We start from the raw sequence: 25,736 nt of genomic DNA, 5'->3' as shown, positions 1-25,736 counted from the left end.
CTCACTTACCCCCGTCTGCGTCCGCGAACGACGCCTGGTAGGCGGCGAACTGCGCCCGCTCCTCGTCCACGAGCGCGTGACCGTCCGCGTACACGTTCTCGAAGATGGCGAAGTGGTCCGGGTCCGGCATGGCACGGACCGCTTCGCGCACTCGTTTGCCCAACGCCTCGCTCTCGGTCTCCAGTTCCGCGAAGAATCCCTCGTCCGCGTGGTTTGAGACCTCCAGGTAGCGGCGGAGGCGCAGGATCGGGTCCTTGGCCTCCCAGGCGGCCCGCTCGTCGTCGTGGCGGTAGCGGGTGGGGTCGTCGGAGGTGGTGTGCGCGCCCATGCGGTACGTGAACGCCTCGACCAGGGTCGGGCCCTCACCGGCGCGGGCCCGCTCCAGGGCCCACTTGGTGACGGCCAGGTTGGCCAGGACGTCGTTGCCGTCCACGCGCACGCCCGGGAAACCGTAGCCCTGCGCGCGCTGGTACAGCGGCACGCGGGACTGCTTCTCGGTCGGCTCGGAGATCGCCCACTGGTTGTTCTGGCAGAAGAACACGACCGGGGCGTTGTAGACCGCGGAGAAGGTGAAGGCCTCGGCCACGTCGCCCTGGCTGGAGGCGCCGTCGCCGAAGTAGGCGATCACCGCGCTGTCCGCGCCGTCCTTGGCGACGCCCATCGCGTACCCCGTGGCATGCAGGGCCTGGGAGCCGATGACGATCGTGTACAGGTGGAAGTTGTTGCCGTTCGGGTCCCAGCCGCCGTTGTTCACGCCGCGGAACATGCCGAGCAGGTTGGTCGGGTCCACCCCGCGGCACCAGGCGACGCCGTGTTCACGGTAGGTCGGGAAGACGTAGTCGTCGTCGCGCAGGGCCCGGCCGGAACCGATCTGCGCCGCCTCCTGACCGAGCAGCGAGGCCCACAGGCCCAGCTCGCCCTGGCGCTGCAGGGAGGTTGCCTCGGCGTCGAAGCGGCGGGTGAGCACCATGTCGCGGTACAGGCCGCGCAGCTCCTCGGCGGTGATGCCGTCGACGTAACCGTCGAACTCGGCGTTCTTGACGCGCTTGCCCTCCGGCGTCAGCAGCTGGACGAGGGCGGGCTCGGTGCTCTTCCTGGCGCCGGTCGCCTTTTTGGTGGTGCTGCTGGTGCGCTTGGTGCCGGTGGTGCCGGCCTTCGTTCCGGCGCTGCGTCGCGGTGTGCGCGCGGCAGTGCTCTCCACGGTCACGTGTGCTCCTCCGTCGGTCCGGCCCCCGGGGTTGCCGGTAGGCCAGTGCGGCTCACCTGTTCTCGACCACCGGGCACGGGGTGTGTGCCACTCGACCGGGAACAGGCGTGACAGGTGCCCCGGCGAGCGCCCTGCAATAGGCACGGTACCCAGTGCTCCACATTTCTGTGAAACCCCTCCTGACCTGCGATTTTGCTTGGATATCCAAGTAAATCGAGGAAGACGGGAAGGCGCGCTGGTCACAGCCTTGCAGGAGGCCGGAGCAACGGCACGTTATCCCGGGTGACCCGGGCACGGGAAGAGCCGAGTTCCGCGGCCCCCGCGCGGGGGCCGCGGCGCGGAGGGGCGGATCAGCCCACGCTCCCGACGGAGGTTCCGGCGTCCGCACCGCCCGCGTCCGCACCGCCGGCGTCGGTGCCGCCCGCGTCGGTGCCACCGGCGTCCGTACCACCCGCGTCCGTACCGCCGACGTCCGTGCCGCCCGCGTCGGTGCCGCCCGTTTCCGTCCCACCGGTGTCCGTGCCGCCCGTACCGGTCGGCTGAGTGGCGGTCGGCACGTCGCTCGGCTCCTCCGTCTGCGTATGCGACGGCGTCTCGGACGGCGTGTACGTCTGGTCCCAGTTCCCGCCCGATCCCGTACCCGGGTCGGTGCCGGTCTCCGTGCCCGGGTCGGTCGTCTCCTCGGTCGCCTCGTCGCTCGGGCTCTCGCTGGACTTCTCGTCCTCGGTGGACTGCGTGGCGGTCGGCGGCGCGGTGGGCCCGCCTCCGTCTCCGTCCCCGCCGCCCTTGTTGAGCGCCAGGGCGACACCCGCCGCGATGGCGATCACCGCGAGCACCGCGAGGACCCACAGCCTGCCGCGCCCGCTGCCCCGGTTGCCGTCACCCTCGAAACCGCCGTCGTCCCCGCCGCCGTACCCGGCGGGCAGGATCGGCTGCGGGATGGCCGCCGTGCTGGAGGCGTCCGGGTGCGGCATCGCGGTCGTGCCCGCGAAGCCCGCCGCGGGGGTGTGCCGGCCCTCGTGCATGTGCACCGGGCCGGTGTTCCAGGTGCCGGTGTGACCGCCCTGCTCGTAGAGCATCTGCAGCGCGTACTGGATCAGCCCGCGCATCTCCTCGGCCGTCTGGAAACGGTCGTCGGGCTCCTTGGCGAGGGAGCGCATGACCAGCCCGTCCAGCTCCGGCGGGCAGGCGTCCGACGCCTCCGACGGAGGCGTGGGGATGTCCTGCACGTGCTGGTAGACCACCGACAGCGGCGTCTCACCGGTGAACGGGGGCCGCAGCGCCAGCAGCTCGTACATCAGGCAGCCGGTGGCGTACAGGTCGGAGCGGTGGTCGACGGCCTTGCCGAGCGCCTGCTCCGGGGAGAGGTACTGCGGGGTGCCCATGACCATGCCGGTCTGCGTCATCGTCGTGGACGCGCCGTGCAGCGCGCGGGCGATGCCGAAGTCCATCACCTTCACGGCGCCGTTGTGCGTGATGATGACGTTGGCCGGCTTGATGTCGCGGTGCACGATGCCGTGCTGGTGCGAGTAGGCGAGCGCCTCCAGGACACCGGAGACGATGATCAGCGCCTGCTCGGGGCCCGGGGCCTCGGCGTTCATCAGCAGGTCACGGATGGTGCGGCCCTCGACCAGCTCCATCACGATGTACGGCACGGACTGGCCGCCGACGACGTCCTCGCCGGAGTCGTACACGGCGACGATGGCGTGGTGGTTGAGACCGGCCACCGACTGCGCCTCACGCGTGAAGCGCGCCTTGGACACCGGGTCCTCGGCGAGGTCGGAACGGAGCAGCTTGACGGCGACCGTGCGCCCGAGGCGTACGTCCTCGGCGGCGAACACCTCGGCCATGCCGCCCCGGCCGAGCCGGTGGGTCAGCCGGTACCGGCCGTCGCCGACAAGTCCGCCGTTGCCCCAGTTGTCCGGCGCGTCCGAGATGCCGCCGCCAGTCGCCTCGGGGTCGGACGGGCCCTGAGCGCGCTGCTGCTGTGCCATCAGTCCTCGCCGTCGTTTCTGCCCGCGGTGCGCGCGGTGTTGTTACGGTCTCCGTCGGCCACGCTACAGCCTTCGCGGGGGCCTCCGGTCCGAGACGGGCTGCCAGGACCGGCACGAGACGGACCGGCCATGAAACCCTCACTCCGTACTGTCGTGCAAATTCGGTGTACCGGTCGCACGACCCCTGTAACGCTTCCGCGACGCTTCTTTCGCGTACGGTCACGGAACGGGCACCGCGCTTGACGTGTCAGTGCCCTCGGGCAGACTTGGCCGGGAATCGCACAATGGATCTACGCCGAAGCGGTCGACGGAGAAGTCACGGACGGCGGCGCCGGAGAGGCTACGGGGGACGCGGAAGATGAGCCACGACGGCGCACAGGGCCAGTACGCGGGGCGGGCGCTCGCCGGCGGACGGTACCAACTGCGGGACCTGCTCGGCCAGGGCGGCATGGCGTCGGTGCACCTCGCCTACGACAGCGTGCTCGACCGCCAGGTCGCGATCAAGACGTTGCACACGGAACTCGGCCGGGAACAGGCCTTCCGTGAGCGCTTCCGCCGCGAGGCCCAGTCCGTGGCGAAGCTCACGCACACCAACATCGTGTCGGTCTTCGACACCGGCGAGGACGATGTGGACGGCATGACGACGCCGTACATCGTCATGGAGTACGTCGAGGGCCGCCCGCTGGGGTCCCTGCTCGACGAGGACGTACGGCAGCAGGGCGCGATGCCCGCCGACAAGGCGCTGAAGATCACCGCGGACGTGCTGGCGGCCCTGGAGATCAGCCACGAGATGGGGCTGGTCCACCGGGACATCAAGCCGGGCAACGTGATGATGACCAAGCGCGGCGTGGTCAAGGTGATGGACTTCGGCATCGCCCGCGCCATGCAGTCCGGTGTGACGTCGATGACACAGACCGGCATGGTCGTCGGCACCCCGCAGTACCTCTCGCCGGAGCAGGCCCTCGGCCGCGGCGTGGACGCGCGCTCCGACCTGTACTCGGTCGGCATCATGCTGTTCCAGCTGGTCACCGGGCGGCTGCCGTTCGACGCGGACTCGCCGCTGGCCATCGCGTACGCGCACGTGCAGGAGGAGCCGCCGACCGCGTCCTCCATCAACCGTGCGCTGCCGCCGGCCGTGGACGCGCTGATCACCCGCGCGCTGAAGAAGAATCCGAACGAGCGTTTCCCCAGCGCGGAGGCCATGCGCGGGGAGTGCCTGCGGGTGGCGCAGTCCTTCCACGCGGCCCCGCCGAGCATCGTCCCCGGCTCGCAGGCGCCAAGCGGCGCGGGCGTCGGATCCGCGGTGTTCCCGCCGGTCGACCAGGCGACCCCGGCGCCCACGGGCAACGTGCAGACGCCGTACCAGCCGACGCCGCATCAGCACCCGTACGGCACACCGGCGCCGTCCCCGGCGTACGGCTATCCGCAGCAGGGCGGCTACCCGACGCCCGGCCCGTCGGCGTACTCCCCGCAGCAGGGTCCGTCGACCCCGCCGCCGTACAACATCACGCCCCAGACCCCGGCGCCGGGCGGTTCGGGCGGTGGCGGCCGGAACAAGTCGGTGATCATCGGTTCGGTCGTCGTCTCCCTCATCGCCGTCGGCGGCCTGATCACGGCCCTGATGATGAACGGCGACAAGGAGGACCCGCAGGCCGGCGGAGGCGGCGCCCCGGCATCGGCGTCGGCGAGCAAGGCGGCGGACTACCGCGGGCCCGACACGTCGAAGGAGATCGACAAGGAGGAGTGCGAGGAGCCGCAGGAGTCGTACAACGACCCCGACAAGATCCGGCTCCCCAACTTCAAGTTCAAGTACATCGGGTCGGTGAAGGAGTGCCTTCAGGCCGCCGGCTGGGGCGACTTCAAGATCGTCAAGGTGGACGAGAACACCTACGGCGAGGGCTCCGTCCGGGACCAGTTCCCGCCGGCCGGCACGGACGTCGACCCCGAGAACATGCCGGAGATCACGTTCAAGGTGTCGACGGGCAACCCCCCGTCCTGACCCTCGGGCGTACATGACGGGACGACGAAGGGGCCCGGCAGGTGATGCCGGGCCCCTTCGTGCTGCTCGGTGCGGACAGCGGGACGGTGATGCGGTGGGACGGTGGTGCGGTCGGGCGCTTACAGGTACGGGCCGCCCGAGCGACCGCCCATCTGGGGGTCCTCCTGGCCGTCGCCGACACCCGGGGGGAGGGCACGGCGCATCTGTTCCAGCTGGGCCCGCGCGGCCATCTGCTGGGCGAAGAGCGTGGTCTGGATGCCGTGGAAGAGGCCCTCCAGCCAGCCCACCAACTGGGCCTGGGCGATCCGCAGTTCGGCGTCGCTCGGGGTCGCCTCGTCCGTGAAGGGCAAGGAGAGCCGCTCCAGCTCCTCGACCAGCTCCGGGGCCAGGCCGTCCTCCAGTTCCTTCACCGAACTGTGGTGGATCTCCTTGAGCCGCACCCGGCTGGCCTCGTCCAGGGGAGCCGCTCGCACCTCCTCCAGCAGTTGCTTGATCATGCTGCCGATCCGCATGACCTTCGCCGGCTGCTCGACCTGCTCCGTCAGCGGGGTCTCGCGGGAGTCCTCGTCCCCGGTGCCGCCGCCGAGCGCCATGCCGTCCTGGCCGACGACCAGGATCTGCGGATTCTCCGGCGATCGTTCGTTCCTCGGCATCTCCATGCCGCCATTGTCCCCCACGCCAGGGGTCCACTTCGGTGGTGCCCCCGAAACCGGCTGACGGGGCCGGGGACGAAGGGTCAGCCCGACGGCCGTATCCGACATGCAGGGGATGTGGGGGAATGCCAGGCTGTTGGGCGTCCATCCGGCCCATCTTGCCGACGGTGTGACCGAGCACCGGTCGGCGCGGGAGGTCACCTCCGTGACTCCATGGCTGCGTGTAGTGGGGGCGACGGTTGTTCTGGCGGCGGGGGCGGCGGTGATGCCGTACGGCCCTGCGGCGGCACCCTTCGGTACGGCTGTGGCCTACGGGGCACAGGGAGCGCCGGACGGGGGTGGTGTGAGGAGCGCCGGTGGGATGTGGAGCGGCGGTGGCGCGTGGAGCGCCCCGGGTTCGTCCCGGCCGTCGCCCGCTGACGGTGACGGCTCCCCGTCCGGGGCCCGGACCGGTGCCGCGCACGGTCCCGGCTTGGGTGTTCCCCGGTCCGCGTACCGCTCGCCTGCCCCCTCGGCCTCCGTCTCGTCGTCGCCCACGTCGTCGCCCTCGTCGTCCCCCTCGTCGTCGCCCTCGTCGTCGCCCACCGAGAGGCCGTCCCGGGCCGGGAGCCGGCCGGGTGAGGGCCGGGAGCGGCCCGGGCGGCACGAGGCGGCGGAGGACGAGTCGCGCGGCGCCCGGATGCGTGAGCGGGAGGGGCGGGGCGAGGCGGACGACGGGGACGTGGGCACCGGCGGTGTGACCGAAGTGCCGCGCCCCGGCGACGTCGGGCCCGTGTCCCGGGCGCCCGGTGAGGCCGACACCGTCGCGGAGACACCGGCGTGGCAGGAGGCGGCGCCGACGTCCGCCACGCCGTCGCGGTCGGTCGCGCCGGACGCGGTCACGGGCGCCCAGCCCGCCGTCGAGCCCGTTCTGCGCATCCTGCCGCTCGGCAGCGGCCTGGTACTCATCGGGCTGGGTCTGGGCCTGGCCTTCGTCGCACTGCGGATGCGCCAGGGCGGCGGCATGCCCTGAACCTGACCCCGGCCGCGGGATGCGGTCGGCCTCCGCGGAGAGCACCCCGACCACCATCACGGCCACGATGCCGCACGTCACCGTCTCCCGCGGGGACGACGGGCGCCCCGTCCCGACGGCCGCGCCGCCGGGACGGGGGATTGGCTCAGCGCGGTGTCACCAGCAGCACCTTGCCGATGTGGCTGCTGTCCTCCACGACCCGGTGGGCGGTGGCCGCGTCCGGCATCGGGATCTCACGGTCGATGACAGGGCGGACGTGGCCGCCGGAGACGAGCGGCCAGACGTGTTCCCGTACCGCCGCCACGATCGCGGCCTTCTCCGCCGCCGGCCGGGCGCGCAACGTGGTCGCGCTGATGGCGGCGCGCTTGCCGAGGAGGGCGCCGATGTTCAGCTCCCCCTTGACGCCGCCCTGCATGCCGATGATCGCGAGCCGGCCGTTGACGGCGAGGGCCCGGACGTTGCGGTCCAGGTACTTGGCGCCCATGTTGTCGAGGATGACGTCCGCGCCGGCCCCGTCGGTGGCCTGCTTCAGCTCGGCGACGAAGTCCTGCTCCCGGTAGTTGATCAGGATGTCCGCGCCCAGTTCGGCGCAGCGGTCCAGTTTCTCCTTGGTGCCCGCCGTGACGGCGACCTTCGCGCCGACGGCCTTGGCTAGCTGGATCGCCATGGTGCCGATGCCGCTGGAGCCGCCGTGCACGAGGAGGGTCTCGCCGGGGCGGAGGTGGGCGATCATGAAGACGTTCGACCAGACCGTACAGACGACCTCCGGCAGCGCCGCGGCCTGGTCGATGGTGAGCCCTTGGGGGACGGGCAGCAGCTGCCCGGCCGGAACGGCCACCTTCTCGGCGTAGCCGCCGCCGGTGAGCAGCGCGCAGACCTCGTCGCCGACGGCCCATCCGCTCACCCCGGGACCGAGGGCGGCGATCCGCCCGGAGCATTCGAGGCCGGGGTAGGGAGACGCGCCGGGCGGAGGGTTGTAGAAGCCCTGACGCTGGAGGAGATCGGCCCGGTTGACGGCACCGGCCACCACCTCGACCAGGACCTCGCCCTCGCCGGCCACGGGATCGGGGACCTCGTCCCACACCAGCGCCTCGGGCCCACCGGGTTCGGGAATCGTGATCGCATACATGAAGGGGACGGTACCCCCGCGAGGGGCCGCTCCGGGCCGACGGAAGCCCATGTGCGGGAGCGATGAGTTTGCGCGACGGTGAAAGTCCCCCCATGCGTAGCCCAAGCACGCGGAAGGACCCGAAGCATGAGCACGCAGACGTCCGGCCTGGCGATCGAGACCGCGGGCCTGGTCAAAACCTTCGGTGGGACGCGGGCCGTCGACGGAGTCGATCTCGCCGTGCCGGCCGGCACCGTGTACGGAGTCCTCGGACCGAACGGCGCCGGCAAGACCACCACCGTGAGAATGCTCGCCACGCTGCTGCGCCCCGACAGCGGCGAAGCCCATGTCTTCGGGCACGACATCGTGCGCGAGGCCGACGAGGTGCGCGGCCGGGTGAGCCTCACCGGCCAGTACGCGTCCGTGGACGAGGACCTCACCGGCACGGAGAACCTGGTCCTGCTGGCCCGGCTCCTCGGCCACCGCAAGCCGCCCGCCCGCACCCGGGCCGCGCAGCTCCTGGAGGCCTTCGGCCTCACGGACGCGGCCGGGAAGCAGGTCAAGCACTACTCGGGCGGCATGCGGCGCCGTATCGACATCGCCGCGTCCATCCTGAACACCCCCGACCTGCTGTTCCTCGACGAGCCGACCACCGGTCTTGACCCGCGCAGCCGCAACCAGGTGTGGGACATCGTGCGCGCGGTCGTCGCCCAGGGCACGACGGTGCTGCTGACCACGCAGTATCTGGACGAGGCCGATCAGCTGGCGTCCCGGATCGCCGTCATCGACCGGGGCAAGGTGATCGCCGAGGGCACCAAGGGCGAGCTGAAGGCGTCCGTCGGAGCCGGATCCGTCCATCTGCGGCTGCGGGATCCGGGGCAGCGGCCACTCGCCGCCGACCTGCTGCGCCGCGCCCTCGACGCGCAGGTGCAGACGGAGGCCGACCCGGTGGCGCTGACCGCCCGCCTCACCACGGCCGCGGGCAACGACACCGCCGCCGAGCAGGCGGCCCGCGCACTGAGCGCACTGGCCCGTGGCGGTATCACCGTCGACAACTTCTCACTCGGCCAGCCCAGCCTGGACGAGGTGTTCCTGGCCCTCACCGGCCACGACACACAACAGCCCCGGTCCGGCTCGGACACCTCCCGCGACCCGAAGGACGAGGTGGCCGCATGAGCACCACGACCACCACCGAGAGCGGCGAACTCGCCCCGGTGCGCACGGACTCCCTCGCCGAACTGCTGGTCGCCGAGGAACGCCCGCCGCGCCCCAGCGCCTGGTCGGCCTCGCTGACCTTCGGCTGGCGCGCCATCCTGAAGATCAAGCATGTGCCGGAGCAGCTCTTCGACGTCACGGCGTTCCCGATCATGATGGTGCTGATGTACACGTACCTGTTCGGCGGGGCGCTGGCCGGGTCACCGAAGGAGTACATCCAGTTCCTGCTGCCGGGCATCCTGGTGATGTCGGTCGTGATGATCACGATGTACACCGGCGTCTCGGTCAACACGGACATCGAGAAGGGTGTCTTCGACCGGTTCCGCAGCCTGCCGATCTGGCGGCCGTCGACGATGGTCGGCTATCTGCTCGGCGACGCCCTGCGCTACACCATCGCCTCGGTCGTGATGCTGACCGTCGGCATGATCCTCGGCTACCGCGCCGACGGCGGCGTCGCCGGAGTGCTCGTCGGGATCGCGCTGCTGGTGCTGTTCTCGTTCGCCTTCTCGTGGATCTGGACGATGTTCGGACTGATGCTGCGCACCGAGAAGTCGGTGATGGGCGTCAGCATGATGGTGATCTTCCCGCTCACCTTCCTGTCCAACGTCTTCGTGGACCCGCGCACCATGCCGGGCTGGCTCCAGGCGTTCGTCAACAACAGCCCCGTCACCCACCTCGCGTCCGCGGTGCGCGGGCTGATGGCGGGCGACTGGCCGGCCGACGAGATCGCCTGGACGCTGGGCTGGTCCGGACTGTTCGTGGCGGTCTTCGGGCCGATCACGATGCGGTTGTACAACCGCAAGTAGCCCCTGTGGGGCGACGACTCCGGGAACGCGGGCGCCCGGAGAGCACCAGCTCCGGGGGATGCGAGTCACGGCATGTCCGGGAAGGGGATGCAGGGGTGCGGGGCATGGACTCCGGGGAGGGGATGCGGCGCCCGCGGGGCACGGACTCCGGGGGAGCCGGTGCCCCGCAGAGCATCAGCTCCGGGGGAGCGGCCGGAAGTCGGGCGCGACCTGCGCGCCCGGCGTCGCCCGCACGATCGTGATCAACCGGTCCGTCAGCTCCAGCGTCCCGACGTCCGGATCGTCGTAGCCGAGTACCCGGTGCCCGCGTACGACGCTCACCACCAGGTCGCTCGTCTCTCGGGGGGCCTTGCCCACCTCGGCCTTTATGACCGGCCGCTCGACGATGTCGAGCCCGGAACCCTGCTGGATCAGGTCCTCCATGACCATGCCGGCCGAAGGGCTGAGCACGGAGAGCCCGAGCAGTCGCCCGGCAGCGCTGGCGCTGGTGATGACCGCGTCGGCACCTGACTGCTTCAGCAGTGGGGAGTTCTCCTCCTCGCGCACCGCGGCCACGATCTTCGCACCCCGGTTGAGCTGGCGCGCCGTCAGCGTCACGAGGACGGCCGTGTCGTCGCGCTGCGTCGCGATGATGATCTGCCGGGCCCGGTGCACCTCGGCCCGCTTCAGCACCTCGCTGCGCGTGGCGTCCCCTATGACGCCGGCGTAGCCGTCCGCCGTGGCCGCCTCGATCGCCTTCGCGCTGGGGTCGACCACCACGACCCGTTCCTTCGCCAGCCCTGTCGCACAGACCGTCTTGATGGCGGACCTGCCCTTGGTGCCGAATCCGACGACAACAGTGTGATCGCGCAACGCGGACCTCCATCGGTTCAGTCGCCACTCCTCCCGGGTGCGTTCGGTGAGGGCCTCGAGGGTGGTGCCGACCAGGATGATCAGGAACAGCACGCGCAACGGCGTGATGACGAAGATATTGGTGAGCCGGGCGCCGTCACTGACCGGCGTGATGTCTCCGTACCCCGTGGTGGAAAGGGTGACGGTCGCATAGTAGAACGCGTCGAGGAGATCGATGGATCCATCGGAGTTGTCGTTGTAACCGTCGCGGTCGGCGTACACGACGAACGCCGTCACCACGAGCACCACCAGGGCCATCGACAGCCGTTTGGCGACCTGGCGGATCGGATGCTCCACCATCTTCCTCGGGAGTTTCACCCGATGAGTCACCAGATGTTCGTCCGCCTGGCGAGCGATGGCGTCCTGGCCCGGAAGTTTCACGTGAAACACACCCCGATACCCCCGGACGCCCAGGGAAGGTCGAGCAGTGCCGCCTCCTCTCCGGGCCGTGCGCCCCCTGGAGGAACGACCGCGAGCGCGTCGGCCGCCGCGATGCCGCGCAGCATGGCCGGGCCGTTGTAGAGCAACGGCAGCGCCCGCTCGCCCCGCACGGCGACGGGGATCAGCCGGGTGTCGTACGGGTGACCCTGCACCGCGTCCCGCAGCGGCAGTGTGTACGGCTCAGGTGCGGGGCGGGCCGCCAGGGTGCGCAGCAGGGGCTCGGCGAGGGTGAGCAGGCCGGAGACGGCGGCGAGAGGGTTGCCGGGCAGGCCGACGAGGTGCTGGTCCTCCTTGGTGCGGGCCAGGAGCATGGGGTGGCCGGGGCGTACCTGGACGCCGTCCACGAGGAGTTCGGCGCCGATGCGGCGCAGCGTGGGGTGCACATGGTCGACCGGGCCGGCGGCGGTGCCGCCGGTGGTGACGACGACATCGGCGTCGGAGGTCGTGATCGCCTCGTACAGCGCCTGCTCGTCGTCGCCGACCCGGCGGACTGCGGTGACCTCGGCACCGAGTGCGCGCAGCCACGGCGGCAGCAGCGGGCCGAGCGCGTCCCGGATCAGCCCGTCGTGCGGCAGCCCCTCGCCGAGCAACTCGTCGCCGAGGACGAAGACATCGGCGCGGGGACGGGGGACGACGCTGAGTGTGTCGTACCCGGCTGCGGCGGCCATGCCCAGGACGGGCGGGCTGACCGGGGTGCCCGCGGCCAGCAGCTGGTCGCCGCTGCGGCACTCCTGGCCGCGGGGCCGGATGTCCTGGCCATGGGTGACCGTGTGCGGCGGCCGGGTGGCGGCGGTGGCGTGCAGACGGCCCATGTCGTCCATGCGACCGTGCTCGCTGCGGAGAACGGCGGTGGTGTCCGAGGGGATACGGGCACCGGTGGCGATCCTGACGGCCTCGCCGTCGGTGAGCGGCGCGTGCTCGCCGTGCCCGGCGAGAACACCCTTGTCCCGAACGTCCCAGGGGCCGGGGCCGGAGACCGCCCAGCCGTCCATCGCGGAGGTGTCGAAGGAGGGCAGATCGGTGAGGGCGGTGAGGGGGGCGGCCAGGGTCAGGCCCAGGGCGGAGGCGAGGGGCACCGCGACCGGGGTCAGATAGCCGGTGCGGCTGCCTGTGCCGTGGCGGGGGGCGCGTCCGGCGATGGCGCGGGCCTCGGTCCAGGCCGTGGCGTGGTGGTGGCGGTGGGCGCCGGAACGCTCCTCCTCGGGGGACCGGTCGTGGGGCGAGGGGGCAGGGGTCCGGGGGCCGGGGGTGCGGTCGGGGAGTTCTTTCACGAGGGCGAGTGCCTCCTCGACGTCGAGGTCATCGGCGTCCTCGTCGGCCCGTCTGACATGCGCGGTCATCCGGCGTCCGGGCGGGTGTCGGGTGTCGCGTCGGGCGCGACATCACCGGACGGGGCGCCGGGATCACCGGGCGGGGCGTCGGGCGACGTGGCGGGCCGGGTGTCCTCGTCCGCCCAGCGCCGGGCCAGCGCCGCGGCCTTGCGGGTCGCCTCGGCGACGGCGTCCCGGTCGCCGCCCGCACGGGCGGCCGCGTAACCGACGAGGAAAGTGGTCAGCGGTGCGGCGGGCCTGGCCACACCGTGGGCGGCGTCGCGGGCGAGGTCGAGCAGCACGGCGGTGTCGACGTCCAGGTCGATGCCCAGCTCGTCCTTGACTGCGGAGATCCATTCTTCCAACACGTGTCCATGCTCCCTGATACGTGCCCTGGCGGTGGCGATGTCGTCCCAGGTGTCGCAGTCGAAGGCCGCCACCGGGTCGGAGAAGCGGGTGAGATCGAGCGCGGCGGTCAGACGGCGCAGGGGCAGGCCGGTCAGGTCGCCGTGCCGGTCGGTGAGCGCGGTCAGTTCACGGCGCAGGGGCGCGGTGCGGTAAGCGGCCACGAGGGGCTGGTCCCGGCCGCCGGAGTCGGTCAGCAGCACACCGTCGGCCGTGCCGCTGCCAAGCGACGTCAACAGCGCCTCGACGGTGCGGCGGTGGAGGAACGGCAGGTCGGCGGAGAGCAGGACGACCTGGTCGGCCGTGGTGTGCCGGAGCCCGGCGTCGAGCGCGGCCAGGGGTCCGCCGCCCGGGGGGTCCTCGCGGGCCCAGGTCACGGGCCGTGCGGTGGGGCGTGGGCCGGCGACGACCACCGTGGCCCGGGCGCCGGCGCAGGCCGCGAGCACCCGGTCGAGCAGCGCCCGCCCGCCCACACGCACCGCGGGCTTGTCCGCGCCCCCGAGCCGCCGGGCGGCGCCACCGGCGAGCACGACGGCGTCGTACGCGGCGTGGAGGCCACCGGGGGGATCACCCGAGGGATCACCGGGTGGTTGATACTCGGTCACCCCCCGAGTATGCGTGCCGCCGCGATCACAGGGAACGCGGGGGCACGGGCACGCTCGGCGAGGACGGGACGCAACGGGACGCCACCGTGGACTCGCCTGGACCGCATCGTGGACTCAGCCGGGACACACCGTGAACCAGCCGAACCACACCGGGGACTCGGCGGGACGGCATCGTGGACTCAACCGGGACACACCGTGAACCAGCCGAACCACACCGGGGACTCGGCGGGACCGCATCGTGGACTCAACCGGGACACACCGTGAACCAGCCGAACCACACCGGGGACTCGGCGGGACGGCATCGTGGACTCAGCGGGACCGCATCGGGGGAACGCGACCGGAACCCCGGCGCGGACTCAGAGCGTCCGCAGCAGCACCGCCGGCTGCTCCACGCAGTCCGCCACGTACCGCAGGAAGCCGCCTGCCGTGCCACCGTCGCAGACCCGGTGGTCGAAGGTGAGCGATAGCTGCACGACCTGCCGCACCGCCAGCTCGCCCTCGTGCACCCACGGCTTGGGGACGATGCGGCCGACGCCGAGCATGGCGGCCTCGGGGTGATTGATGATCGGCGTGGAACCGTCGACGCCGAAGACGCCGTAGTTGTTCAACGTGAAGGTGCCGCCGGTGAGTTCCGCGGGCGCCAGTGCCCCGGCCCGGGCCGCCTCGGTCAGCCGGGCGAACTCCGCCGTGAGCGACTCCGCGTCCCGCGCGTGCGCGTCCCGGACGACGGGGACGACGAGTCCCCGGTCCGTCTGCGCGGCGAAGCCGAGGTGCACGTCGCCGTACTGGACGACCTCCCTGGCCCCGGTGTCCACCGAGGAGTTGAGCTCGGGGAAACGGGCCAGCGCGGCGGTGCAGATCCGGGCCAGCAGGGCGAGGACGGAGATCTTCGGCCCGCCGGCCGCGTTCATCGCCGCCCGGGTCCGCATCAGTTCGGTCGCGTCGGCGTCCACCCAGCAGGTCGCGTCCGGTATCTCGGTGCGGCTGCGGGAGAGCTTGTCGGCGACGGCACCACGGATGCCCTTGAGGGGGACCCGGGTGACGGCCGGGGTGCCCGTCGTGGCGCCGGCCGCTGTCGGCGCGCCCGCCCGGGCCACATGCGTCCGCGGTTCGCCGGCCGTACGGCCCTGAACGGCGGCGGCACGCAGCGCGTACTCCACGTCCGCCCGGAGGATCAGCCCGTCGGGCCCGGAGCCGGTCATCTCCCTCAGGTCCAGGCCGTTCTGCCGGGCCAGCCTGCGCACCAGGGGGGAGATCACGGGGACGGGGCCGTCCGCTGCCCCCGGGGTGCGGGACGGCACACCGGTGCTCCCCGTCGCCCCGGTGCCGCCCGGCGTCTGCGGGGTGTTCGGCGCTCCCCTCGTCTCCGGCGTCCCAGGTGTCCCCCTGGTCTCAGCTGTCTCCCGCGTCTCGACGGTCGGCCTGAGTCGTCCGTTCGCGGTGGGTGCGGCAGGTGCGGCAGACGCGGCAGACGCGGGCTCCGCCGGGCGTATCCGGCGGCGGCGGGCCGGTGCCTGTGAGGTGCCGTATCCGACCAGGACGTTGCCGGAGCCCTCGGCCGCCGAGCCCTGGCCGCGCGCGCCCTCGGCGGCAGCGGCGCTCGCGCCCCCGCCCGGACGGCCCTCCGCGGACTCCCCCACCGCCACCGTCAGCAGCGGAGCGCCGACGGGCAGCTCGGTGCCCTCCGCGCCGAAGCGGGCCGTGACGACACCGCCGTAGGGGCAGGGCACCTCCACCATCGCCTTGGCCGTCTCGACCTCGACGACCGGCTGGTCCACGGCGACGACGTCGCCGACCTCGACCAGCCAGCGCACGATCTCCGCCTCGGTGAGCCCTTCACCGAGGTCGGGCAGTTTGAACTCCAGCACCTGTGCCATCAGCTGTCGGCCTCCCATTGCAGACGCCCCACGGCGTCCAGGATCCGGTCCACTCCGGGCAGGTGGTGGCGCTCCAGCATCGGCGGCGGGTACGGCAGGTCGAACCCGGCCACACGCAGCACCGGCGCCTCCAGGTGGTGGAAGCAGCGCTCCGTGACCCGGGCCGCGATCTCCCCGCCCGGGCCGCCGAAGCCACCCGACTCGTGGACGACGACCGCGCGTCCCGTCCGCCGCACCGAGGCGCACACCGTCTCGTCGTCGAACGGCACCAGGGAGCGCAGATCGACCACTTCGAGGTCCCAGCCCTCGGCCCGGGCCGCCTCGGCCGCCTCCATGCAGACGGGAACGGACGGCCCGTAGGTGATGAGCGTGGCGCTCCGGCCGGAGCGCCGCACCACCGCACGGCCTATCGGTTCAACGGTCGCCGGCTCCTCCGGGTTCCAGGAGTCCTTCGACCAGTACAGCCGCTTGGGCTCCAGGAAGACGACCGGATCGTCCGAGGCGATGGCGGCGCGCAGCAGCCCGTAGGCGTCCGCGACGGTCGCGGGCGTGACGACATGGAGCCCCGGAGTCGCCATGTAGTACGCCTCGGAGGAGTCGCTGTGGTGCTCGACACCGCCGATGCCGCCGCCGTAGGGGACGCGGATGGTGAGCGGCAGGGGCATCTTCCCGCGCGTGCGGTTGCGCATCTTCGCGACGTGCGAGACGAGCTGCTCGAACGCCGGGTAGGCGAACGCGTCGAACTGCATCTCGACGACCGGGCGCAGCCCGTACATGGCCATGCCGACGGCCGTGCCGAGGATGCCCGCCTCGGCCAGCGGCGTGTCCGTGCAGCGGTCCTCGCCGAACTCCTTGGCGAGTCCGTCGGTGACCCGGAAGACACCGCCGAGGGTGCCGACGTCCTCGCCCATGACGTGCACGGACGGGTCGGCGGCCATGGCGTCGCGCAGCGCGCGCGTGAGCGCCTGCGCCATGGTGGCCGGCCTGACGGCGACGGTGGTCATCGCTGCGCCCCTTCCGACTCGGCCTCGGCCGCCAGCTCGGCCCGCAGCTGCTCCCGCTGCTCCAGCAGCTGGGGGGTGGGCTCGGCGTAGACGTGGGCGAAGAGGTCCATGGGGTCGAGCGCGGGGTCCTGGTTCATGTGGGCGCGCAGGGAGGCGGCCATGGTCTCGGCGTCCTGGCGGACGGCTTCGGCGCCGGTCTCGTCGAGCAGGCCGCGCCCGGTCAGCTCCTGCTCCAGCAGCGCGATCGGGTCGTGCCGCTTCCAGGTCTCCACCTCGGCGTCGCCGCGGTAGCGGGTCGCGTCGTCGGCGTTGGTGTGGGCCTCCACGCGGTACGTGATCGCCTCGACCAGGGTCGGACCGCCGCCCGCGCGTGCGCGGCGCACGGCGTCCGCCAGGACCTCGTGCACGGCGGCCGCGTCGTTGCCGTCGACCAGCCGGCCGGGCATGCCGTAGCCGACGGCCTTGTGGGCCAGCGACGGTGCCGCGGTCTGCTTGGCGAGCGGTACGGAGATCGCGAAGCCGTTGTTCTGGACGAGGAAGACCACCGGGGCCCGCCAGACGGCGGCGAAGTTCAGCGCCTCGTGGAAGTCGCCCTCGCTGGTGCCGCCGTCGCCGACCATGGCGAGCGCGACCACGTCGTCGCCCTTGAGGCGGGCGGCGTGGGCGAGACCGACGGCGTGCGGCAACTGGGTGGCCAGCGGGGTGCTCAGCGGCGCGACCCGGTGCTCGTGGGGGTCGTAGCCGGTGTGCCAGTCGCCGCGCAGCAGGGTGAGGGCCTCGACCGGGTCCACACCGCGCGCGACGACCGCGAGCGTGTCGCGGTAGCTCGGAAACAGCCAGTCGCGCTCCTCGAGCACGAGCGCGGCGGCGACCTCGCACGCCTCCTGGCCGGTGCTGGAGGGGTAGACCGCCAGACGGCCCTGCTTGGTGAGGGCGGTGGCCTGCGCGTTGTAGCGGCGGCCCTTCACCAGCTCCGCGTACAGCCGGCGCAGCAGCTCCGGGTCGGCCTTGGCGGCCGCCTCGGTGCCGAGCACGCGGTACGGCTCCGCGTCGGGCAGCAGCGGCGCGGGGTCGGTACGGGGCTGCCAGGCGGGCGGCGGGGTCGGCCGGTAGGCTCCCCGCTGCTCCATGACCGTCATGACGGCACCTCCTCGTGGGACGTGTGACGGAGGCGCGGCGTCTGTGACGCGCCTCACCAACCGATTGTTCGGTCGTCGGCACATTTTGGCTACGGGTGGCACCAGGCTGTGGACAAACGGTTCTCCACAGCCTGAGATGGATGCAGGACGTCCATGGCGGAGAGGCGGGGGCGGGTGGCATCTGAACAAATGGCCGAGGGCCCCGAGGGGATCGGACCGCTTCCGCCCGCACGGCCCCTGGACGCCATCGACCAGGACATCCTGCGGATGCTCCAGGCGGACGGCCGCGCGTCCATACGCTCCGTCGCCGAGCGGGTCCACGTCTCCCGCGCGAACGCCTACGCTCGGATCAACCGGCTCGTCGAGGACGGCGTCATCCGCGGCTTCGGGGCCCGCGTCAACCACGAGCGGGCCGGTCACGGGACGTCCGCGTACATCACCCTGAAGATCGTCCAGAACTCCTGGCGCACCGTCCGCGAGCAGCTCCGACAGCTCCCCGGCGCCTCGCACATCGCCCTCGTGGGCGGTGACTTCGACGTCCTGCTGCTGGTGCACACGCCCGACAACCGGGCGTTGCGCGAACTGGTGCTCACCCGGCTCCAGGCGATTCCCGAGGTGCTCAGCACGCGCACCCTGCTGGTGTTCGAGGAGGAGGACCTGGAGCCGCAGGGCTGAGCAGCCCGGGGCGTGCCGGGACGGCCTCAGACGGCCTTGCGCAGTCCTCCGAGCGCCAGCTGCGCCACCGCGTCGGCCACCTCGCGCTCGTTCATGCCGCGCCCGTCCGGCCGGTACCACTCCACGATCGAGTTGATCATCCCGAAGACCAGCCGGGTCACCAGGCGCACGTCTATGTCCTCGCGCACGTCCCCGTCGGCCGCCGCGGCCTTCAGCAGCGCGGCCACCCGGTGGTCGAACTCGCGCCGACGCTCCAGTGCCCACCGCTCGGTGTCCGTGTTGCCGCGCACGCGGAGCAGCAGCGTCACGTACGGCAGCTCGGCGATCAGCACCTCGACCATCCGCCGGACGACGTACTCCAGCCGCTCGGCGGCCCGCCCCACGCGCGCGTGCTCCTCGTCGAGGATGCCGAAGAGCCCGTCCAGCGCCCGGCTCACCGCGCGGCGCAGCAACTCCTCCTTGCCGGCCACGTGGTGGTAGATCGACGACTTGGAGATGCCCGCCGCCCTGGACAGGTGCTCCATGGAGGTGCCGTCGTAGCCGCGCTCGTTGAACACCCGCACGGCGACGGACAGCAGCGTCTCCGGGGTGTAGGTGTCGCGCCTGGCGGTGGTCATGGGGTGTCCTCCCGCTTGTTGGAGGCGTAGGCGTGGCGGTACAGCGCGAGGGACGGCGCGTAGCGGCCGGACGGTTCGCACTCGTACAGGTTGTCCAGCAGCGAGCAGGCCCAGGTTCCACCGAGCCGCCGGCTCCACTCCAGGGGGCCCAGCGGGTAGTTGACGCCCAGGCGCATCGCGGTGTCGATGTCCTCCTCGGTGGCCACGCCCTTGGCGACGGCGTCGTGCGCCAGGTCGATGATCCGTGCCACCGTACGCGCGACGATCATGCCGGGGACGTCCCCGATGACGCTGACCTTCTTCCCGAGCGCCTGGAACAGGCCGGTGGCCTCGGCGACGGTCCGCGGGGAGGTGTCCTGGGAGTGGGACAGGGCGATGCGCGTGGCCGTGCGGTAGTCGAGGGCGAGGTCGAAGTAGACGACGTCGCGGAACTCCACGGAGGTCTGGCCGTCGGCGAGGACCAGCTGGCCGCCGCTGGGCAGCACCAGGCGGGTGCCGTTGTCCTCGTCCTCCTCGCGCACCTGGATCCCGGCCTCACGGATCAGGGCGAGCAGCTCCGAGGCGGGCCCCAGACCGCCCTCGGCGACCACGTACGCGGGCGGCTCGGCCTGCTCGGCGGTGTGCGGCTCGGGGCGCTCGGCGCCGTCCCCGTAGTCGTACCAGCCCCGGCCGCTCTTGCGGCCCAGGCGGCCCGACTCGACCAGCCGGCGCTGGACCAGGGAAGGAGTGAAGCGCACGTCCTGGAAGAAGGACTGCCACACCGAGTGGGTGACGGACTCGTTGACGTCCTGCCCGATGAGGTCGGTCAGCTCGAAGGCACCCATCCGGAAACCGCCCGACTCGCGCAGGACCGCGTCGATGGTGGCCGGGTCGGCGCCCTGGGACTCGTACACCGTGAAGGCCTCGGCGTAGAAGGGCCGGGCGATGCGGTTGACGATGAAGCCGGGGGTGTCGGCGCAGGCGACCGGCGTCTTGCCCCACGCGCGGGCCGTCTCGTACGCGCGCGTGGCGTGGGTGACGTCGGTGGCGAACCCGGAGACGACCTCGACGAGCGGCAGCAGCGGCGCGGGGTTGAAGAAGTGCAGGCCCACGAAGCGGCCGGGGACGCGCAGGGCGCCGCCGATCGCGGTGACGGACAGGGAGGAGGTGTTGGTGGCGAGCAGGCAGTCGTCGGAGACGATGTCCTCCAGCGCGCGGAACAGCTCCTGCTTGACGTCGAGGCGTTCCAGGACGGCCTCGACCACCAGGGCGCACTCGGCGAGGGCGGTGAGCTCGTCGACGGGCAGCAGGCGGGCGCGCGCGGCGTCCCGCTCGTCGGTGGTGAGCCGCTCCTTCTCCACGAGCCGGTCGAGCCGCGCGCCGATCGCGTCGGCCGCTTGACGGGCGCGGCCCGGGGCGACGTCGTACAGCCGCACGGGATGGCCCGCGACCAGCGCGACCTGGGCGATTCCCTGGCCCATGGTGCCGGTGCCGACGACGGCCACGGGGCTGCTGAGGTCGAGTGCTGTCATGTGCGCGATCCTCCCGCACGGGGTTTTCCACAGATGCGGCGGACCCCCTTGTCCCGACCGATCGTTCGGTTACTCTAACTCTGACCGCCCATTCCTGACTACGTTTCCGCACAGGTCCATGAGCTCGACGAAGAGTTCCTGAGACGAGGAGTTGGTCCCGCATGGCCGCCGAACTCACCGCGCACGAGCTGCTCGCCCGGCACCGTCCGACCCTGGATCAAGCGCTGGAAGCGATCCGCACGCGCGCGTACTGGTCCCCGCACCCCGAGCACCCCAAGGCCTACGGGGAGAACGGCAGCCTGGACACGGCGGCGGGCAAGGCCGCCTTCGACGCCCTGTCCGGCACCCGCCTCGACCTCGGCCAGCCCGGCACCGACGGCTGGGTCGAGGGCGAGACCTCCCCGTACGGCATCGAGCTGGGCGTGAGCTACCCGCACGCGGACCTCGACGAACTGCTGCCCGCCATGAAGGCCGGGATGCGGGCCTGGCGGGACGCGGGCGCGCAGACCCGCGCGGTGGTCTGTCTGGAGATCCTCCAGCGGATCAGCGACCGGACGATGGAGTTCGCCCAGGCGGTGATGCACACCTCCGGGCAGGCCTTCATGATGGCGTTCCAGGCGGGCGGACCGCACGCGCAGGACCGCGGCATGGAGGCGGTGGCCTACGCGTACGCGGAGCAGGTCCGCACGCCCGACACCGCGGAGTGGACCAAGCCGCAGGGCAAGCGCGACCCGCTCGCGCTGACCAAGCGGTTCACCCCGGTGCCGCGCGGTATCGGCCTGGTCATCGGCTGCAACACCTTCCCGACGTGGAACGGCTACCCGGGCCTGTTCGCCTCCCTGGCCACCGGCAACGCGGTCCTGGTCAAGCCGCACCCCCGCGCGGTACTGCCGCTCGCGCTCACCGTGCAGGTCGCCCGCCAGGTGCTCGCCGAGACCGGCTTCGACCCCAATCTGGTGGCGCTGGCCGCCGAGCGGCCCGGCGAGGGCATCGCCAAGACGCTGGCCACCCGCCCGGAGATCCGGATCATCGACTACACCGGCTCGACGGAGTTCGGCGACTGGCTGGAGGCCAACGCCCGCCAGGCGCAGGTGTACACCGAGAAGGCCGGCGTCAACACGGTGATCATGGAGTCGACCGGCGACTACAAGGGGATGCTGGCCAACCTGGCCTTCTCCCTGTCGCTGTACAGCGGCCAGATGTGCACCACCCCGCAGAACCTGCTCATCCCGCGCGGCGGCATCACCACCGACGAGGGCCCCAAGTCCTTCGACGAGGTCACCGCCGACCTGGCGAAGGCGGTCGACACACTGCTCGGCGACGACGCCCGTGCGAACGCGCTGCTGGGCGCGATCGTCAACCCGGACGTCAAGGCCCGCCTGGAGGCCGCCGCCGGGCTCGGCGAGGTCGCCCTCGCCTCCCGTGAGATCGCCAACCCCGAGTTCCCGGGCGCGGTGGTGCGCACCCCGGTGATCGTGAAGCTCGACGGCGCCAAGCCGGACGCCGAGGCCGCTTACATGAGCGAGTGCTTCGGCCCGGTCTCCTTCGCCGTCGCCGTCGACTCGGCCGCCGACGCGGCGGACCTGCTGCGGCGCACCGTCCGCGAGAAGGGCGCCATGACGGTCGGCGCGTACACCACCTCCGCCGAGGTCGAGGAGATGGTGCGGGAGGTCTGCCTGGAGGAGGCCGCCCAGCTCTCCCTGAACCTGACCGGCGGGGTGTACGTCAACCAGACGGCCGCCTTCTCCGACTTCCACGGCTCCGGCGGCAACCCGGCGGCCAATGCCGCTCTGTGCGACGGCGCCTTCGTGGCCGGCCGCTTCCGGGTGGTCGAGGTGCGCCGGGAGGCGTAGGCACGTTCAGCCGATCGCGCCCCCGGTGGCGCTCCAGTGGTACAGCGTCATGGCCACGCTGGTGGCGAGGTTGTAGCTGGAGACCTGGGGGCGCATCGGCAGCGCCACCAGATGGTCGGCCCGCTCGCGCAGCTCGGCCGAGAGTCCGCTGCGCTCGGAGCCGAAGGCGAGCAGCGCGTCGTCCGGCAGCTTCAGCGAGCGGATGTCCTCGCCCTCGGGGTCGAGCGCGAAGACCGGGCCGGGCGGCAGTTCCTCGACGGCCGTCCGCTCCACGGCGGTGGCGAAGTGCAGCCCCGCCCCGCCGCGCACGACCGTGGGGTGCCAGGGGTCGAGGGTGCCGGTGGTGACGACCCCGGTCGCCCCGAAACCGGCGGCCAGCCGGATCACCGCCCCGGCGTTGCCGAGGTTGCGCGGGTTGTCCAGGACGACCACGGGGGCGGTGCGCGGGGTGTGCGCCAGCTTCTGGAGGTTGCCCGCGCGGGAGGGTCGTACGGCCAAGGCGGCCACCGCGGTCGGATGCGGGCGCGGCACGAGGGCGGCGTACGTCGCGTGGGGCACCTCGGTCAGCAGCGCCGCCAGCGTGTCCCGTACGTCCGGGGCCAGTTCGCCGGCGAGCGCGAGCGCGGCGGCCCGGTCCGCGGCGAGCGCCACCTCCACCTCGGCCCCGAAGCGCACGGCGTGCTTGAGGGCGTGGAACCCGTCGAGCAGGACGGCGGTGCCGGTCAGACGGTGCCAGGCGGACACGACGTCGGCCGGGGACCGAGGGCCGGCCGGCACACCGGATCCGGCCGGCACACCGGATCCGGCCGACGCCTCGGATCCTGCCCGCATCCCAAGCCCGGTCGGCCCCTCGGATCCTGCCCGCGTCTCGGGCCCTGCCGGCCTCTCGGGTCCGGTCAGCCTCTCGGGTCCGGCGGTACGGTCGGGGTCGCTCATGGTGAGCAGCCTACGTGCGCGGGCTCGGCGCTCCGCCACGTGCGGGGGCCGCCTCCACCGGGTCCTTGCCGACAGGACCGCCGCCGCCAGGGGACCGCTGCTCCGGAACGAACGCACCGCCGCCGCGCGGGCGCAGCCGTCCCCACGCGCGTGCCGCCAGGCCGCCCAGGCGGCGCAGGAAGGACGTCGGCAGGAAGACCGAGTCGGCCGCGATCATCGCCAGGGAGAAGAAGGGCAGCCCGAGCACGACGGCGATCACCGCGTGTTCGATGATCATGAACGTGAGCAGCACGTTCTTGACCCGCCGGTTGATCAGCGTGAACGGGAAGAAGAAGGGCAGCCCGAGCACGACGGCGATCACCGCGTGTTCGATGATCATGAACGTGAGCAGCACGTTCTTGACCCGCCGGTTGATCAGCGTGAACGGGAAGGCGACCTGCATGGCGACCGTCGCATAGGTCACCAGCATCACCATGGTGCCGCTGGCCGACAGCAGGTCCGCGAGGGCGGGCCAGGGGGAGAAGTACTCCAGGTGCAGCGGGTAGTAGACCGCGGTGCCGTCCTGCCAGCGGGAGCCCTGGACCTTGTACCAGCCGGCCGTGGCGTAGATCAGACACGCCTCGGCCATGATCACGAACAGCGCGCCGTTGTGCACGATGTTGGCGACGACGTCCAGCAGGATCCGCGGCTGCCCGGTTCCCGCGCGGCGCCCGACCAGCCACCACAGGCCCTGCGCGAGCCATACGGTCCACAGCAGCGCCGGTATGAACCAGTCGCCGTCCATCCGGCCGGCCGGCGTCGCCAGGAGCAGCGACAGCCCCAGGACACCCCACAGCGCGGGCCCGACCCGGTCGCGCGACCGCTCTCCACGCGCGCGTGCCGCGGCCGCGCGCCGCGCGCGCCGTGCGTCCAGGGACCAGACCTGGCCGCAGCGCGTGAACACCAGGTAGATCGACATCAGGTGCAGGACGTTGTCGCCGCCGTCACCCATGAAGACGCTGCGGTTCTGCAGCGCCAGCACGCCCACCATGAAGAGCACCGACATGGTGCGGGTGCGCCAGCCGAGCAGCAGCAGGAGGCTCCACAGCACGGCGAGCGCGTAGACGGCCTCGAACCAGCCCTGGCCGTCCGACCAGAGCAGCACGGTGAAGCTGTCGTTCGTCGCGACCAGCTGCTCGGCGAGATCCCAGCCCCAGGGCCCGTCGGGGCCGTACAGCTCCTGGCGGTGGGGGAACTCGCGCAGCAGGAACAGCAGCCAGGTCAGGCTGAAGCCGATGCGGATGACGGCCGTCTGATGGGGGCCGAGCGCGGCGTCGGTGACGCGGGCGATCACACGGGAGAAGGTCAGGGAGAAGCGGTTCACCCGACGCCTCCCCGGGCCTCGTCCGCGGGCAGGTACCACCAGGGCAAGGTGCGGTAGACGGGCGTGGTGGAGATGTGCTCCCGGCTCCACTGCGGCGGCGGCACGTTGGCGGTCCGCGAACGGACCTGGACGCGGTCGACGACACCGCCGGGACCGGCCGCGTCGACCCGGTGGAGGCGCAGCGCCACGATCCGGCGTATGTACGCCTCGGACAGCGCTCCGCGCAGGCCCACCGGGCGGTTGTCGTTGTCGTGGGTCGAGACGAAGAAGTCCCAGGCACGACGCAGTTCGTTCTGCTGGGTGTGGCTGGGCAGCAGGTTGCCGTCGATGGCCCGGCCGTCCTGCGCGGACAGGTCGTACCAGCCGGTGGTCCGCGCCTCCCCGTCCGCCGTGCGGACCTCGGCGCGCACCTGGACGGCGATGTTCTGCTGCAACGGGTTCGGCGCGAACAGCTTCCAGTTCTGCTCGAACTCCGGATAGATCCAGCTCTCGATCGTCTCGGCGTGCTCCTTGCTGACCGTGTTCGAGGGCGCGACATGCAGAAACGTCATGCCGAGGTGCACACAGACCCCGGCCGCGACGACCGCGAGCGCCACCGCGGCGCCGATCCGGTAACGCAGGGAGAGGGCGGCCACCCCGGTACCGGGCTCGGCCGGCGGGCCGGGGACGGATGCGCCGGTCCCGGTGCCGTCGGCGGCCGGGGAGCGCGGCTCGGGTGGGCGGTCCGCCGGGCCGCCGGGGCCGGGCACAGGATTCCGGGGCCCTGGAGGAGCGGCCGGGACGGCGGGATCGGGGGGAGGAATCCGGGGTCCCGGAGTGTCGGCCGGGACGGCGGGATCGGGCAGCTCGGGGCGCGGGTCGGGCACGCCCTGCCCGGCAGGCCCGTGCCGGGCGTTCGAGCCCTTGTCGTACGCGTTCATTCCGCCCCGTTCCCCGATGAGGTGTCGCTGCCCACTCCCGGCCGCGAGGACGACTCGCCCGTCCCCGCGCGACCGCTCCGCCGCGTCGCACGGAACGGTACTCAGCACAGGCCCCACAGGCCCAGCCCGTCCGGCCCCCGGTCCCGTGGCCGTCGCCACATCCGCGGCCCGAGCGCCGTTGTCCACGGGCGATCC

Annotated in this window: 22 protein-coding genes; 6 read left to right on the top strand and 16 right to left on the bottom strand. The window is 72.3% G+C overall.

Annotated elements, in window-relative coordinates:
- Position 1: 1 nt before the first annotated feature.
- Positions 2-1,207 carry a pyruvate dehydrogenase (acetyl-transferring) E1 component subunit alpha gene (gene pdhA, locus IE178_RS12870; protein ID WP_184764271.1) on the bottom strand — a complete coding sequence of 402 codons (1,206 nt, stop codon included), beginning with the start codon at positions 1,205-1,207 and terminating at the stop codon, positions 2-4.
- Positions 1,208-1,557: 350 nt separating this feature from the next.
- On the bottom strand, positions 1,558-3,201 hold the full coding sequence (locus IE178_RS12865; protein ID WP_184764272.1) for a protein kinase domain-containing protein: 1,644 nt from the start codon (positions 3,199-3,201) through the stop codon (positions 1,558-1,560).
- A gap of 358 nt (positions 3,202-3,559) precedes the next feature.
- Between IE178_RS12865 and IE178_RS12860 the strand changes: the two genes are divergently transcribed.
- On the top strand, positions 3,560-5,200 hold the full coding sequence (locus tag IE178_RS12860) for a protein kinase domain-containing protein (RefSeq protein ID WP_193512343.1): 1,641 nt from the start codon (positions 3,560-3,562) through the stop codon (positions 5,198-5,200).
- Positions 5,201-5,319: 119 nt separating this feature from the next.
- Here IE178_RS12860 and IE178_RS12855 read toward each other — a convergent pair whose 3' ends face one another.
- Both IE178_RS12855 and IE178_RS35875 read right to left on the bottom strand, forming a co-directional pair.
- Entirely contained in the window at positions 5,320-5,859 is a 540-nt protein-coding gene (locus IE178_RS12855; protein WP_184764274.1) for a bacterial proteasome activator family protein, read from the bottom strand.
- A gap of 303 nt (positions 5,860-6,162) precedes the next feature.
- Positions 6,163-6,438 (bottom strand): hypothetical protein, encoded by a 276-nt coding sequence (locus IE178_RS35875; RefSeq protein ID WP_318280010.1) that lies wholly within the window; start codon positions 6,436-6,438, stop codon positions 6,163-6,165.
- 94 nt (positions 6,439-6,532) lie between these two features.
- Between IE178_RS35875 and IE178_RS35870 the strand changes: the two genes are divergently transcribed.
- Entirely contained in the window at positions 6,533-6,865 is a 333-nt protein-coding gene (locus IE178_RS35870) for a hypothetical protein (RefSeq protein WP_318280009.1), read from the top strand.
- A gap of 145 nt (positions 6,866-7,010) precedes the next feature.
- Here IE178_RS35870 and IE178_RS12845 read toward each other — a convergent pair whose 3' ends face one another.
- On the bottom strand, positions 7,011-7,994 hold the full coding sequence (locus IE178_RS12845) for an NAD(P)H-quinone oxidoreductase (RefSeq protein WP_184764275.1): 984 nt from the start codon (positions 7,992-7,994) through the stop codon (positions 7,011-7,013).
- 126 nt (positions 7,995-8,120) lie between these two features.
- On the opposite strand from IE178_RS12845, the gene IE178_RS12840 reads away from it, so the two are divergent.
- On the top strand, positions 8,121-9,149 hold the full coding sequence (locus IE178_RS12840; RefSeq protein ID WP_193512341.1) for an ATP-binding cassette domain-containing protein: 1,029 nt from the start codon (positions 8,121-8,123) through the stop codon (positions 9,147-9,149).
- Positions 9,146-9,994 carry an ABC transporter permease gene (locus IE178_RS12835; RefSeq protein ID WP_184764277.1) on the top strand — a complete coding sequence of 283 codons (849 nt, stop codon included), beginning with the start codon at positions 9,146-9,148 and terminating at the stop codon, positions 9,992-9,994. Before IE178_RS12840 ends, IE178_RS12835 begins: the two co-directional genes overlap by 4 nt.
- Before the next feature lie 174 nt (positions 9,995-10,168).
- Here the strand turns inward: IE178_RS12835 and IE178_RS12830 are convergent, their stop codons facing one another.
- The 6 genes from IE178_RS12830 to pdhA (IE178_RS12805) form a co-directional block, all read right to left on the bottom strand.
- A complete protein-coding gene (locus IE178_RS12830) occupies positions 10,169-11,266 on the bottom strand; it encodes a potassium channel family protein (RefSeq protein WP_184764278.1) in 1,098 nt (365 codons plus the stop codon).
- The gene (locus IE178_RS12825; protein ID WP_193512340.1) at positions 11,263-12,666 is read right to left on the bottom strand and encodes a molybdopterin molybdotransferase MoeA; all 1,404 of its coding nucleotides are present in this window, start codon (positions 12,664-12,666) and stop codon (positions 11,263-11,265) included. Before IE178_RS12825 ends, IE178_RS12830 begins: the two co-directional genes overlap by 4 nt.
- Complete coding sequence (locus tag IE178_RS12820) at positions 12,663-13,646, bottom strand: NTP transferase domain-containing protein (protein WP_193512339.1); 984 nt, start codon at positions 13,644-13,646, stop codon at positions 12,663-12,665. Before IE178_RS12820 ends, IE178_RS12825 begins: the two co-directional genes overlap by 4 nt.
- A gap of 356 nt (positions 13,647-14,002) precedes the next feature.
- A complete protein-coding gene (locus IE178_RS12815) occupies positions 14,003-15,523 on the bottom strand; it encodes a dihydrolipoamide acetyltransferase family protein (protein ID WP_193512338.1) in 1,521 nt (506 codons plus the stop codon).
- A complete protein-coding gene (locus IE178_RS12810) occupies positions 15,523-16,527 on the bottom strand; it encodes an alpha-ketoacid dehydrogenase subunit beta (RefSeq protein WP_193512337.1) in 1,005 nt (334 codons plus the stop codon). The genes IE178_RS12815 and IE178_RS12810 overlap by 1 nt, the downstream gene beginning before the upstream one ends.
- A complete protein-coding gene (pdhA, locus tag IE178_RS12805) occupies positions 16,524-17,666 on the bottom strand; it encodes a pyruvate dehydrogenase (acetyl-transferring) E1 component subunit alpha (protein ID WP_193512336.1) in 1,143 nt (380 codons plus the stop codon). Before pdhA (IE178_RS12805) ends, IE178_RS12810 begins: the two co-directional genes overlap by 4 nt.
- 189 nt (positions 17,667-17,855) lie before the next feature.
- Between pdhA (IE178_RS12805) and IE178_RS12800 the strand changes: the two genes are divergently transcribed.
- Positions 17,856-18,341 (top strand): Lrp/AsnC family transcriptional regulator, encoded by a 486-nt coding sequence (locus IE178_RS12800; protein WP_184764478.1) that lies wholly within the window; start codon positions 17,856-17,858, stop codon positions 18,339-18,341.
- Positions 18,342-18,367: 26 nt separating this feature from the next.
- On the opposite strand, the gene IE178_RS12795 is transcribed toward IE178_RS12800, so the two are convergent.
- Complete coding sequence (locus IE178_RS12795) at positions 18,368-18,958, bottom strand: TetR/AcrR family transcriptional regulator (RefSeq protein ID WP_184764284.1); 591 nt, start codon at positions 18,956-18,958, stop codon at positions 18,368-18,370.
- Complete coding sequence (locus tag IE178_RS12790) at positions 18,955-20,469, bottom strand: 3-hydroxyacyl-CoA dehydrogenase (protein WP_193512335.1); 1,515 nt, start codon at positions 20,467-20,469, stop codon at positions 18,955-18,957. The genes IE178_RS12795 and IE178_RS12790 overlap by 4 nt, the downstream gene beginning before the upstream one ends.
- A gap of 161 nt (positions 20,470-20,630) precedes the next feature.
- Between IE178_RS12790 and paaN the strand changes: the two genes are divergently transcribed.
- Complete coding sequence (gene paaN / locus IE178_RS12785; protein ID WP_193512334.1) at positions 20,631-22,322, top strand: phenylacetic acid degradation protein PaaN; 1,692 nt, start codon at positions 20,631-20,633, stop codon at positions 22,320-22,322.
- A 6-nt stretch (positions 22,323-22,328) separates the two neighbouring features.
- Here the strand turns inward: paaN and IE178_RS12780 are convergent, their stop codons facing one another.
- The 3 genes from IE178_RS12780 to IE178_RS12770 form a co-directional block, all read right to left on the bottom strand.
- Positions 22,329-23,153 (bottom strand): TrmH family RNA methyltransferase, encoded by an 825-nt coding sequence (locus IE178_RS12780; RefSeq protein WP_438874376.1) that lies wholly within the window; start codon positions 23,151-23,153, stop codon positions 22,329-22,331.
- A 115-nt stretch (positions 23,154-23,268) separates the two neighbouring features.
- Positions 23,269-24,621 (bottom strand): HTTM domain-containing protein, encoded by a 1,353-nt coding sequence (locus tag IE178_RS12775; RefSeq protein WP_193512333.1) that lies wholly within the window; start codon positions 24,619-24,621, stop codon positions 23,269-23,271.
- Complete coding sequence (locus IE178_RS12770; RefSeq protein WP_193512332.1) at positions 24,618-25,541, bottom strand: DUF5819 family protein; 924 nt, start codon at positions 25,539-25,541, stop codon at positions 24,618-24,620. Before IE178_RS12770 ends, IE178_RS12775 begins: the two co-directional genes overlap by 4 nt.
- Positions 25,542-25,736: the final 195 nt, after the last annotated feature.

Source organism: Streptomyces griseoloalbus, from assembly GCA_014650015.1.
GTDB lineage: Bacteria > Actinomycetota > Actinomycetes > Streptomycetales > Streptomycetaceae > Streptomyces > Streptomyces griseoloalbus.
This window is presented reverse-complemented; position numbering and strand designations above follow the sequence as displayed.